At 73.5% G+C, this 12,298-nt stretch carries 11 protein-coding genes; 6 read left to right on the forward strand and 5 right to left on the reverse strand.

Translation table 11 applies throughout. From position 1 onward, the window contains the following. Positions 1 to 23: 23 nt before the first annotated feature. The 5 genes from ABZ806_RS33615 to ABZ806_RS33635 form a co-directional block, all read right to left on the reverse strand. Positions 24 to 1,334 carry a glycosyltransferase family 4 protein gene (locus ABZ806_RS33615; protein WP_500221484.1) on the reverse strand — a complete coding sequence of 437 codons (1,311 nt, stop codon included), beginning with the start codon at positions 1,332 to 1,334 and terminating at the stop codon, positions 24 to 26. A 101-nt stretch (positions 1,335 to 1,435) separates the two neighbouring features. Beyond that, positions 1,436 to 2,620 (reverse strand): L,D-transpeptidase, encoded by a 1,185-nt coding sequence (locus tag ABZ806_RS33620; protein WP_500221485.1) that lies wholly within the window; start codon positions 2,618 to 2,620, stop codon positions 1,436 to 1,438. A gap of 188 nt (positions 2,621 to 2,808) precedes the next feature. Continuing rightward, positions 2,809 to 3,978 carry a L,D-transpeptidase gene (locus ABZ806_RS33625; protein ID WP_500221486.1) on the reverse strand — a complete coding sequence of 390 codons (1,170 nt, stop codon included), beginning with the start codon at positions 3,976 to 3,978 and terminating at the stop codon, positions 2,809 to 2,811. A 107-nt stretch (positions 3,979 to 4,085) separates the two neighbouring features. Beyond that, positions 4,086 to 4,865, reverse strand: coding sequence for a VC0807 family protein (locus ABZ806_RS33630; RefSeq protein ID WP_500221487.1), 780 nt, complete (start codon positions 4,863 to 4,865; stop codon positions 4,086 to 4,088). A gap of 283 nt (positions 4,866 to 5,148) precedes the next feature. Beyond that, complete coding sequence (locus tag ABZ806_RS33635; protein ID WP_500221488.1) at positions 5,149 to 6,075, reverse strand: LysR family transcriptional regulator; 927 nt, start codon at positions 6,073 to 6,075, stop codon at positions 5,149 to 5,151. Between the two features lie 141 nt (positions 6,076 to 6,216). On the opposite strand from ABZ806_RS33635, the gene ABZ806_RS33640 reads away from it, so the two are divergent. The 6 genes from ABZ806_RS33640 to ABZ806_RS33665 all read left to right on the forward strand — a co-directional run bounded on the left by ABZ806_RS33640 (position 6,217) and on the right by ABZ806_RS33665 (position 12,285). Next, positions 6,217 to 7,554, forward strand: coding sequence for a pyridoxal phosphate-dependent aminotransferase (locus tag ABZ806_RS33640; protein ID WP_500221489.1), 1,338 nt, complete (start codon positions 6,217 to 6,219; stop codon positions 7,552 to 7,554). A gap of 298 nt (positions 7,555 to 7,852) precedes the next feature. Continuing rightward, positions 7,853 to 8,425 (forward strand): hypothetical protein, encoded by a 573-nt coding sequence (locus tag ABZ806_RS33645; protein ID WP_500221490.1) that lies wholly within the window; start codon positions 7,853 to 7,855, stop codon positions 8,423 to 8,425. 206 nt (positions 8,426 to 8,631) lie between these two features. Beyond that, positions 8,632 to 9,189, forward strand: coding sequence for a CGNR zinc finger domain-containing protein (locus tag ABZ806_RS33650; RefSeq protein WP_500221491.1), 558 nt, complete (start codon positions 8,632 to 8,634; stop codon positions 9,187 to 9,189). Between the two features lie 197 nt (positions 9,190 to 9,386). Further along, positions 9,387 to 10,421: a GDP-mannose 4,6-dehydratase gene (locus tag ABZ806_RS33655; protein ID WP_500221506.1), complete on the forward strand. Its 1,035-nt coding sequence runs from the start codon at positions 9,387 to 9,389 to the stop codon at positions 10,419 to 10,421. Positions 10,422 to 10,471: 50 nt separating this feature from the next. Further along, complete coding sequence (locus ABZ806_RS33660) at positions 10,472 to 10,717, forward strand: ubiquitin carboxyl-terminal hydrolase 14 (RefSeq protein ID WP_500221492.1); 246 nt, start codon at positions 10,472 to 10,474, stop codon at positions 10,715 to 10,717. Continuing rightward, a complete protein-coding gene (locus tag ABZ806_RS33665) occupies positions 10,717 to 12,285 on the forward strand; it encodes an MFS transporter (RefSeq protein ID WP_500221493.1) in 1,569 nt (522 codons plus the stop codon). Before ABZ806_RS33660 ends, ABZ806_RS33665 begins: the two co-directional genes overlap by 1 nt. Positions 12,286 to 12,298 lie beyond the last annotated feature (13 nt).

Below are 12,298 nucleotides of genomic sequence, written 5' to 3' on the forward strand. Positions count from 1 at the left end.
CCGTGCCCGCCCGGTGCTCCGCATCAGGGCTGCCGCGGCGATCCGGCGCGTCCGCCCCGCCCGCCGGGGGCGACCGACGCGATGAGGCCCGACCAGCGGGGGCCGATGTGGTCGATGTCATGCCGGCGCACGGAGCGCAGGGCGCGCTCACCGAGCCGGTCGCGCAGGCCGGGGTCCTCGATCAGCTCGCGGATCGCCGCGGTGAGGGCGCCGACGTCGCCGGCCGGGACGAGCAGCCCGTCCTCGCCGGAGGTGATCAGCTCGGCGGGACCGTACGGGCAGTCGAACGACACGACCGGCAGGCCCATGCCCATCGCCTCGATGACGACCATCGGCATCCCCTCCCGGCGCGACGACAGGACGTAGACCGAGGCGCGCCGCATCTCGGCGGGCAGGTCGCGGGTCCGGCCGCGCAGCTCGGCCCGGCCGGTGAGGCCGAGGTCGGCGATCAGCGCGCGGAGCCGGTCCCGGCGCACCCCGGAGCCGAAGACGCGCAGGGTCCAGCCGGGGTGCTCGGCGGCGATCGGCGCGTAGGCGCGCAGCAGCAGGTCGAAGCCCTTGGTGCGGACGAGCCGCCCGGCCGCGAGCACGACCCGGTGCTCGCGGCGGGACGGCGGCCCGGGCAGCGGCGGCGCCGCGTTCGGGATCGCGACGACGCGGACGCCCGAGCCGGCCAGCGCCCGCCCGTAGTCGGCGCGGGCGGCCTCGGTGAGCACGGCGAGGGCGGTGAGCCGCCGGTAGGCGCGGACGACCTCGCGGCGGAGCGCGGGCCGGTAGGAGCCGAGGTCCATGTGGTCCTGCCCGATCGTCGCGACGCCGCGCGGGCCGAGTTCGGCGGCCAGCAGGACCAGGGAGGGCCGGGTGGCGATGAGCACGTCCGCCGGCGCGGCGTAGAGGGCGCGCAGGAGGCGGACGTCCGTCCAGAGGGTCATGTGCCGGAACGACGCCTCGTCGACCGGTGTCAGCAGGCTCGGCAGCCGGGCCAGGAGCCGGGCCGCCCGGTTCGCGCGGGCGAGGCCGTCGTCGGCGTAGGTCACCGCGACTCCGGCGGGGACCGGGAAGAACGGCGTGCGGCTCCGCCTCAGCACGCTGACGATCTCGACGTCGTGGTCGCGGGCCAGGTGCCCGCACAGGTTGAGCACCGTGCGGATCGTGCCGCCCGTCCCGTGCGCGTTCTGCAGCAGGACGCGGACGCGCGGGCGGTCACCGGGCGGCGGGACGCGGCGCCGCGGCCGCAGCGGGCGCAGGGTCCGCAGCGCCGCGCGGCGCAGGGCGCGGTGCGCCCCGCGCCGGACGCGGCGGCGGAGCCGGAGCGGTCGCGCGGATTCGGTCACCGGACCCCCGATCGTTGGACGGCCGTGTCCCGGCCCCTTCCCGATCGCGGACCCGGCGAACGCCCGCCCGGTGTCGGGATCCGGGCGTCAGGGTCCGGGCGTCACGCGGTGGAGACGGTGCGGTCGAGGGCGCCGCCCTTGACCCACCGGCTCCACGACATCTCGTAGTAGCTCCAGCCGTTGTTCCAGTCCAGGCCCCGCTTGCTGCCGGTGATGATCACCGGGTCGCCGCGGTAGGAGAAGTTGTAGAACCACTGGGCGTCCTTGGGCGGGGAGTTGACGCAGCCGTGGCTGACGTTCTGGCGGCCCTGCGCCCAGACGGTGCCGGCCATCGAGTGGACGTACTCGCCGCTGTTGGAGATCCGCACCGCGAACGGGATGACCTCCTTGTAGCCGCCGTTCTTCTTGTCCTTCGGATCGACGCCCATCCACTCCGACGTCATGATCGCCGGGTTCTCCTTGCCCATGGTCAGGTGGATGCCGCTGGTGGTGAGGAAGGTGTCGACGCCGTTGACCACGCGCCCGCCGCGGCCCGCGCTGATGGGCCAGCTGCGGACCTTCTTGCCGTTCTTCTTGACGACGGCCTTCTTGCTCTTGGTGCTGATGTGGGTGATGTGCGAGTCGCCGATGCGGAACGTGCGCTTGTAGTCGGACATGCCGTACGTCCGCTTGCCCGACTTCACCCCGGCCAGCCTCGCCCGGAGCATGACCTTCTGGTTCGGCTGCCAGTACTGGCCGTTCTTCGTCCGGAAGACGACGGTGGTGTCGTTCATCCAGTGCCACGCCCCGGTGGCGGGCTTGGTGGACTTGACCTCCAGCGCCTTCTCCACGGCCTTCTTGTCGGCGACCGAGCGGTTGAACACGACCTGGATCGGCATGCCGACGCCGACCTTCTCGTTGCTGCTCGGCGTGACGTCGGCGATCTCCAGCTTGCTCGCGGCCTTCACCGTCGCGAACGTGGCGTTGACCGTGGTCGACTTGCCCTCAGGGCTCTTGGCGACCGCGGTGACCTGGTACTTGGCACCCGGACGCAGCGTGCGCGACTGCCACTTCGTCTTGTCGGCGGCCATCTTCCCGGCCACCGGCTTGCCCTTGAGGAGCACGGTGACCTGTTCGAGCGTGCCGCCCGCGGCCGTGACGACGACACCGTCCTCGGGCGCGGCCTTGGTGTTGCCGTTGCCCGGGTCGATCGTCACCTCCGGGACGCTCGCGTCGGCCTTCTCCCCGACGGTGACGCCGGAGTCCTTCTCTCCGCCTCCGCTGCAGGCGGTCGTGAGGAGGAGCACGGCCCCCGCCAACCCCGCGCCAGCCCGGACCCCTGCGGAAACCCTCCGCTGCACCACGACCTCCCGATACCCCGCCGTCTATCCCAGAGACATTAGCGACAAAATCCGTCGATCATGCCATGACCCGGGGTTTTGGCCGGTGTCCGAGATCAAAGCGTTGCCAAGGGCGGCACCGCCGCTCCGGGCGCCTAGCGGAGGGCGCTGCCCTGGCTCCACTTGGCGAAGGACATCTGCCAGAAGCTCCAGCCGTTGTCCCACTCGACCTCGCGGTCGGACCCGGTCAGCTTGATGACGTCGCCGCGCTGCATGGTGTCGTAGAACCACTTCGCATGGGACGGGCTGACGTTGATGCAGCCGTGGCTGACGTTCGCCGACCCCTGCGAGCCGACCGACCAGGGCGCCGAGTGGACGTACTCGCCGCTGTTGGAGAAGCGGACCGCGTAGTTGACGACCGTCTTGTAGTAGCCGGGGTCGCCCTCCTTGCGGCCGGGAGAGATCATCGTGACGGGGTTGCCCTTCTCCATCAGCAGGTGGACGCCGCTGGTGGTGGTGTACTCCCGCGTCTGCCCGTTGCCGGCGCTGAACGGGATCGTGCGCAGCTTCTCGCCGTCCCGCTTCACCGTCATCGTGTGCTCGCCCAGGTCGCCGGTGGTGATCTGCGCGGCGCCGATGCTGATCGCCGCCTGGGCGTCCTTGGCCCCGTACACGCCGCCGCCGGCGTTCACTCCGGCCAGCGCCGCGTGGAAGCGGACGGTCTGGTGCGGCTGCCAGTACGTCTTCGTCCGGTAGACGGCCTGGTCGGGCGCCACCCATCGCCAGGCGCCCTCGACGGGCTTGTCCGGGGTGACGCGCAGCGTCCGCTCCACGGCGGCCTTGTCGGTGACCGGGCGGTCGAACCTGACGAAGATCGGCATGCCGATGCCGACCTTCTCCCCCTTCACATTGGGGGTGACGTCCACGATCGACAGCGTCTTGGCCGGCTTGAGCGTGGTGAACGCGCTCGTCACCGTCCGGACCTTGCCGTCGTCGCGGGCCTGCGCGGTGACGGTGTAGGACGTCCCGGGCGTCAGCGTGCGGGTGGAGCGCCACGTCCGGTGGCCGTCGCCGAACGTCCCGGTGATGGTGGCGCCCTCGCCCTGGACGGTCACGTTCTGCAGCCTGCCGTCCGAGGTCTTCACCTCGATGGTGCCGTCCGGCTTGGCCTGGGCGGTCCCGTCGGCGGGGGTGATCGTCACCTCGGTGTCCGATCCGCCCGAGGCCAGCTTGCCCTCGCCGCCGGCGCCGCAGCCGGTCACGAGCATCGCCACCGCGCCCGTGCCGCCGGCCAGCACGACCCCCGCACGACCCTTGATCGCCACAAATCCCCCAAGCCCGTCGAATTCACCCCGTGTACGGTGAATCTACCTACATATGGAGACGCCCCGAACCTCGGGGAAGTTCGGGGCGTTCGACGGGGAACCGCTGCTCAGGCCGCCGCCGTGCCGGCGGAAGCGGGCTCGCGGTTGATGCGGCGCACGACGCGCTTGAACCCCCAGACCGAGATGGCGATGCCGATCCCGCCCAGGCCGGCGACGATGCCGGTGCGGATCCACAGGTACGTGCTGATCGACTCGTTGAACAGCATCCAGAGGCTGACGCCGACGTTGGCCAGCAGGACCGCCGACCACAGCAGCGAGATCTTCAGGAAGAACCGGTGCACCCGGTCGTTCTTGTAGAAGGCGTCGGGGATCGGCGCCATGTCCTTGGCGAGCTTCATCGCGAGCGGCTTGCCGAGCGGCACCGAGGCGAGGAACGCCAGGCTCACGCAGAGCGTGCCGAGCGTCGGCTGCAGGAAGTAGATGACCGCGCTGTGCGTGGCCGCCGCCAGGCCCGCGCGGACGGTCACACCGACCGCGGCCAGCAGCAGCAGCCCCGACACCGGCCGCTTGCTCACGTACCGGTAGATGATGCCGCCGTAGACCCAGGCGACCGCGGCGACCAGCGCGCCGTTCAGCCCGAGGAGCACCAGCGCGGTGTAGAACACCGCCACCGGGGCGATCACGCCCTCCACGAAGCGCGGGAGCGCGTGCAGGAGCAGCGCGGTCACCCGCGGCAGCTCGAACGCGTGGTGCCCGCCGGGCGGCCCCTGGCCGTCCCTCTCCTCGGGCGGCCCGGTGAGGCCGCCCGGCGCCCCGGGCGCGATCGCCGTTGGTTCCATCGAGTACTGTGCTCCCCGATCGGTGTGCATGAACTCGGATGTGCTCACGATTCGCCCCACGGTACGTGATGATCCGCAGGCGTCCGTCCCTTTTCAGACGATTCGCTCTGCGCGGCCGATTCCCTCGTTAGTTCGGCTCCGGGAGCCGCCGGGTGCGGGTCGCGGCCGGATGCGGCCACGATCGAACCGCTGCCTCCGGCTTCCCTCCGACTCTAGGTCCCCCTCCCCCGAGCCCTTATCCGGGGTCGGCGCTCATTTGGGGTGCGCCCCGCAGACCCTTGAACCGGGACGGCACCGGCCCGCTCCGGCCCGCTCCGGCCATGGGTGCCGGTCAGTCCACGGGCGGTACGGGCTGGGCGTCCCGCGCTGCGGCGTAGATGGCGCGCAGCGTCACCGCCACCGACGGCCTGCGCACGCTCGCGGTGCGGGTGACGGCGTACACCTCGCGGGCGAGCGTGCACTCGGGGATCCGCCGCACCGCCACGCCCCGGTCGCCGGCGGCGAGCGCCAGCGCGGGCACCGCGGTGATGCCGATGCCCCGCGCCACCAGGCTCAGGATCGTGTGCAGCCCCTCGAACTCCCAGGGCACCGGACGGGCGCCGCCGACGGTGTCCAGCAGCCGCTCGACGGCCTGCCGGGACGGCTCGCCGGGCGGCGCGGCCAGCCACGCCTCCTCGCGGAGCCGCTCCAGGTCGACCGGCCGGTCCGGGTCCGACATCGGATGGGCCTCGGGCACGACCAGGACGAGCGGGTCGCGGCGCAGGTGGAAGAACTCCAGCGCGGCGGGCGCCTGGTCGGGGACCTTGCCCGTCCAGTCGTCGATCAGCGCGATGTCGACCTCGCCGCTCTGCACCTGGCGGATGCCGGTGCCGGGCGGGGTCTGCCGCAGCACGAACGTGAGCCCGGGATGCTCGCCCAGGCTGCGCGCCAGCGCGGGGGCGAAGGCGACGGCGGCGGTCGGGAACGCGGTCACCACGACCCGCCCCGAGGGGGCGTCGGCCTGCGCCGACAGCTCCGCCTCGGCCGTCTCGACCAGGCCGAGGATCTCCTCGGCGCGCTCGGCGAGGCGGCGCCCGGCGTCGGTCAGCTCCGCGCTGCGGGCGGTGCGGTCCAGCAGCGGGACGCGGGCCTCCCGCTCCAGCGCGGCGAGCTGCTGGGAGACCGCCGACGGGGTGTAGCCGAGGGCGGCCGCGGTCGCGGCGATGCTGCCGCGGCGGGCGAATTCGGCGAGCAACCGCAGCCGGCGCAATTCGAGCATAAGAACAGCTTACGGTAACCATCGATGAGACTCGCTTGTAATGATGCTTGCAGCGGGCAAGAGTGAAGCGAGCCCGGCCGGGTCGCACACGGGGATTCCACGGTTACCCACCGTTATTTCGTCATGCCCTTTGGAGTATTGATGCCTGCCCACAATGAGTCCGCGTCCGTCCGGCCGCTGTCGTTCGCACCGCGCCCGGTTCCCCTGTCGGCGACCCTCGCGGTCAACGAGGCGATCGCCCGCAAGCGCCGGGCGGGCGAGCGCGTGCTGCCCCTCGGCTTCGGCGAGGCCGGGATCCCGATCCACCCCGCGCTGATCCGCGAGCTGGAGTCGGCCGCCGGCCGGGGCGCCTACGGCCCGGTCGCCGGGTCGGCCGCGCTGCGCGCCGCCGCGGCCGGGTACTGGGCGCGGCGCGGGCTGCCCACCGACCCGTCCGCGATGGTCGCCGGGCCCGGCAGCAAGCCGCTGCTGTTCGCGCTGCTGACCTCGCTCGGCGGCGACGTCGTCGTGGCGGCGCCGAGCTGGGTGAGCTACGCGGCGCAGGCGTCGCTCGCGGGCGCGGCGCCCATCCGCGTGGCGACCCCGCCGGGCGAGGGCGGCGTGCCGAGCCCGGCCCTGCTGGCCGACGCCGTGGTGCGGGCCCGCGCGCGGGGGCGCGTCGTGCGCGCGGTCGTGGTGACGCTGCCCGACAACCCGACGGGGACGCTGGCGTCGGAGGACACCGTCCGGCGGCTGTGCGCGGTCGCGCGCGAGCACGACCTGGTCATCATCTCCGACGAGATCTACCGCGACCTCGTGCACGAGCCGGGGCGGACGGTGCCGAGCCCGGCCCGGTACGCGCCGGAGCGGACCGTCGTGACGACCGCGCTGAGCAAGAGCCTCGCCGCGGGCGGCTGGCGGCTGGGCGTCGCGCGGCTGCCGGACGGGCCGTTCGGCGGCGCGCTGCGCGACAGCCTGCTCGGGGTGGCGAGCGAGATCTGGTCGAGCGCCCCCGCCCCGATGCAGCACGCCGCCGCCTACGCCTTCGCCGAGCCGCCGGAACTGGTCGAGCACGTCGACCGCAGCCGGCGGCTGCACGCCGCGGTCACCGGCGCGGTCGCCGACCGGTTCGCCGCCGCGGGCGCCCGGGTCCGGCGTCCGGAGGCGGCCTTCTACGTCTACCCCGACTTCGGGCCGCTGCGGGACGTCCTGCGGGAGAACCACGGCGTCCGCACGGCCGCCGACCTCACCGGCCTGCTGCTGGAGCGGTACGGGGTCGGCGTCCTGCCCGGCAGCTCGTTCGGGGACGCGCCGTCGGCGCTGCGTATGCGGGTGGCGCCGAGCCTGCTCTACGGGGAGGACGACGAGCAGCGCCGCGCCGCCCTGGCGTCCCCCGCGCCCGCGGCGCTGCCGTGGATCGCGAGCGCCCTGGACCGGCTGAGCGAGGCCCTCGCCGACCTGACCGCGAGCGTCACCACGGGGGAGCCCGCCCTGGCCTAGCGAGGGACCCGTGCGAGCGCCGCGGGCCGTCCGTTCGCGGGCGGCCCGCGGCCCGCTGCGTGCAGGGCCGGACGCGCTACGTCACCCCTGCCCGCAGCGGCCGGGACCGGCCGCGGGGAGGTTCTCCGCCCGGTCCGACCGGCGCGGATAAGCGTGGTGTAAGGTCCAACGACGCACGGGGCGAACGTCACCAAATGACCAGCGGCAGGGCGGGGCGCACCCGGTCCGCCCCGCCCGTGCCGAAGCCAGGACGAGCGCGTGGTCACGCGAGTGATGAAAGAAGGCGAGGGGGCCCGTCATGAGGCATGCACGGGACGGGGCTGCCGCGGCGATGAGCGCCGCCTCCAGGATTCTGGTCGCGCGGGGCAAGAACGAGCCGCAGGAGATGGAGAACCCCGACGTCGCGTGGGGCCAGCGAGCCCGTGACGGGGTGTGGGTGCCGACCAGGGACGGGCAGCGCATCCACCTCGGCATCGACCTCACCGCCGCCGACACGGTCGCGCAGGTGCTGCGCCCCAGCCTGCGGGTGTTCGTCGGCGTGGACGTCGACACCGACATCGTCGCGCAGACGACGGCCGGGGGGGTGCGGCTGCTCACGGTGATCCACGGGCCCGACGCGCCCTCGGAGTTCCGTTTCACCGTGTCCCTGGCCGACGGCCTGGTCCTGGAGTCGATGCCGTCCGGCGGCTACGACGTCGTCCACCTCCGCTACGGCGCCACCGTGGGCCGGCTCTACAACCCCTGGGCGAGCGACTCGATGTTCCGCCAGGTCAAGGCCGACTACACGCTGGACGGGACGGCGGTCACGATGCGCGTCCAGCACACCGACGCCTACTACCCGGTCGTCGCCGACCCGCACTACGAGCGCTGACGCCACCCGGCGGGAGGGCGCCGAGTCCGCGGCCCCCGGTGGAACGTTCCGGCCGGATCGGGCCACCGGGCGCGCCGCCGCGTCCCGCCGGGGCGGGCCGCGCCCGGCGCGGCCCGCGTCATAGGGTGGAGGCCACGGGCCGCGATCCGGCCCCGGCGACGGAGCCGGGAGCACGACCGCCCCGGTCCCCCGAGACTGGAGTCATCGTGATCTTCACTCATGACACCGAGCACGCCCTCGCCGTCGTCGTCGACCTGATCAACACCGGTGCGGCGACGTCCGGCGCCGAGGAGCTCGGCGGGCTGGACGGCCTGCGCGCGTTCGTGGACCGCAACGCGTTCAGCGACGTGGGCGCGCTCACCGAGGCCGACCTGCTCCGGGTGCTGGACCTGCGGGCCCGGTTCCACGAGGTGTTCCGCGCCGGCGACGTGCCGTCCGCCGTCCGGCGGATCAACGCGGTCGTCGGCGAGGTCCGCACCACCCCGCACCTGACCGACCACGACGGCTACAACTGGCACGTGCACTTCTTCGCGCCGGGCGCGCCGCTCGGGGAGCACCTGGCCGCCGACTGCGGGATGGCGCTGGCGTACGTGGTGGCCGCCGGCGAGCTGGACCGGCTGCGCACCTGCGAGGCGCCGGACTGCGCACGCGTCCTGGTCGACCTGTCCCGCAACCGCTGCCGCCGCTACTGCGACAGCCGCACCTGCGGCAACCGCATGCACGTCGCCGCCTACCGCGCCCGCCAGCGCGAGGCCGCCCTCTAGCCCGCCGCCGGCCGCCCGCCGCGCCGGGGGTCTCGCCGGTGAAGTGGGCCGCGGCGGGCGAACCAGAAGTGAATTCGGTTCAAACGGAGCCCTCCCTCGTCATCGCCCCGTCGTGGTCGGTAATCTCATATTTCACGCTCACCCCGGGTTCACCGCGGTGGGCCTCGCATCGACCTATTTCAGCCATGGAGGATCCGCTGTCCAGGCGAGCACTCATCACCGGCATCACCGGACAGGACGGCTCGTATCTGGCCGAGCATCTGCTTGAGCTGGGATACGAGGTCTGGGGCCTGGTGCGGGGGCAGGCGAACCCCCACGTGTCGCGGCTGCGCAAGCACATCGGCGACGTGCAGATCACCGCCGGCGACCTGCTGGATCAGGGCAGCCTGATCTCGGCGGTGGAGCGGGTGCAGCCCGACGAGGTCTACAACCTGGGCGCGATCTCCTACGTCCCCATGTCCTGGCAGCAGGCCGAGCTCACCGCCGAGGTCACCGGCATGGGCGTGCTGCGGATGCTGGAGGCGATCCGCGTGGTGTCGGGCATCAGCCCGTCCCGGACGCCCGACCGCGAGCAGATCCGCTTCTACCAGGCGTCGTCGTCGGAGATGTTCGGGATGGTCCGGGAGACGCCGCAGAACGAGCGGACCCCGTTCCACCCCCGCAGCCCGTACGGGGTCGCGAAGAGCTACGGGCACTACATCACGCAGAACTACCGCGAGTCCTACGGGATGTTCGCGGTCAGCGGGATCCTGTTCAACCACGAGTCGCCGCGCCGCGGCGCCGAGTTCGTCACGCGGAAGGTGTCGCTGGGCGCGGCGCGCATCAAGCTGGGCCTGGCCCAGGAGCTGCGCCTCGGCAACCTGGACGCGCGCCGCGACTGGGGCTACGCGGGCGACTACGCCCGCGCGATGCGGCTGATGCTCGCCCAGGACTCCCCCGAGGACTTCGTCATCGGAACGGGCCAAACGCAGTCGGTGCGGGAGCTGGTGGAGTTCGCGTTCCGCACCGCGGGCCTGAATTGGGAGGACCACGTCGTCCTGGACGCCAAGTACACGCGTCCGGCGGAGGTCGACCTGCTGTGCGCCGACCCGAAGAGGGCCCGCGAGCAGCTCGGCTGGGAGCCGGAGGTCACGTTCGAGGGCCTGGTGACGATGATGGTCGAGTCGGACCTGCGGCTGCTGTCGGAGTCGGCCCGCCCCGAGGACGAGCCGTTCAGCCCCGACCATTGGTGATCCCCTGACCGTCCGCGTGGCACCATGCACATATGGGCTTTTGTGAGCACGTGCAATCCCTTCCGGCGACCGATCCGCCGCCCGGCACTCCGCAGGGATGCCAGGAGTGCCTGGAGGAGGGGACGCGGTGGGTGCACCTGCGGCTGTGCCTCGGCTGCGGGCATGTGGGCTGCTGCGACTCCTCCCCCATGCGGCACGCCACCGCGCACTTCCAGAAGGAGGGGCACCCGGTCGTCCGGTCGTTCGAGCCGGATGAGGACTGGCGCTGGTGCTTCGTCGATGAACTGATCGTCTGATGCCGGACGTCCCGCTGCGAAGCGGGCCGGGGCGCTGGATCCTGCTGGCGACCGTGCTCGGGTCGGGCGTGGCGCTGCTCGACTCGACGGTCGTGAACGTGGCGCTGCCCGCCCTCGGGCGGGACCTGGACGCCGACATCTCCGGCCTGCAGTGGACGGTCAACGCCTACACGCTGACGCTCGCCGGGTTCATCCTGCTCGGCGGGTCGCTCGGCGACCGGTTCGGGCGGCGCCGGGTGTTCCTCATCGGCGTCGTGTGGTTCGCCGCCGCGTCCGTGCTGTGCGGGCTCGCGGCGAACATCGAGATGCTGATCCTGTCGAGGGCGCTGCAGGGGGTGGGCGGGGCGCTGCTCACACCGGGGTCGCTGGCGATCATCCAGTCGTCGTTCGCCGCCGACGACCGGCCCCGCGCGGTCGGCGCCTGGTCGGGCCTCGGCGGCGTCGCGGCGGCGATCGGCCCGTTCGCGGGCGGCTGGCTGGTGGAGGCGGCCGGGTGGCGGTGGGTGTTCCTGCTGAACGTGCCGCTGTCCGCGCTGGTGGTGCTGGTGTCGCTGCGGCACGTCCCGGAGAGCGCCGACCCGGACGCGCACGGGCGGTTCGACGTGCTCGGCGCGGCGCTGGCGGCGCTGGCGCTGGCCGGGACGACGTACGCGCTCACCGAGGCGCCGGGCGGCAACGCCGCGCCGCCGGTGATCGGGGCGGCGGCCGTGCTGGGCGTGGCGGCCGCCGCCGGGTTCGTGCTGGTCGAGCGGACCCGCGGCCGGGGCCGGCGGCTGCCGGGCGCGCGGCGCGGCGGCTCGGGCGCGGTACCGCAGCCGATGCTGCCGCTCGGCGTGTTCGGCTCCCGGCAGTTCTCCGCCGTCAACGTCGTCACGTTCCTGATGTACGGCGGGATGGGCGTGCTGTTCTTCCTGGTCGTGCTGAACCTCCAGGTCGTGAGCGGGTTCTCGCCGATCGCGGCGGGGGCCGCGCTGCTGCCGGTGACCGTGCTGATGCTGCTGCTGTCCGCGCGGGCGGGCGCGCTCGCGCAGAAGGTCGGGCCGCGGCTGCCGATGACCGCGGGGCTGCTGGTGGCCGCCGGCGGGATGCTGCTCGTCGGCCGGATCGGGCGGGACGCCTCCTACCTGCGGGAGGTGCTGCCCGCCGTGCTGGTGTTCGGGCTCGGCCTGTCGGCGGTGGTCGCGCCGCTCACCGCGACCGTCCTCGCCACCGCCGACGCCCGGCACGCGGGCGTGGCCAGCGGCGTCAACAACGCGGTGGCGCGGGCCGCCGGGCTGCTGGCGGTCGCGGCGATCCCGCCGCTGGCCGGGCTGACCGGCGACGCCCTCGCGGACCCGGCGGCCTTCTCCGGCGGGTACTGGACGGCGATGGCGGTGTCCGCCGTGCTCCTGGTCGCCGGGGCCGCGCTGACCTTCTTCACCGTCCACGACGACACGCTGCGGACCCCGTCGGGGGCGGCGCTCCAGCCGGAGTGCCGGAGCCACTGCGCCGTCGGGGCGCCGCCGCTGCAGCCGGAGCCGGACACCGTCGCGTCCGCCGACGGTCCGGCGCCCGGACCGCGCGCCTGACCGGCCCGGGGGC

The organism is Spirillospora sp. NPDC047418, from assembly GCF_040643275.1.
Taxonomy (GTDB): domain Bacteria; phylum Actinomycetota; class Actinomycetes; order Streptosporangiales; family Streptosporangiaceae; genus Spirillospora.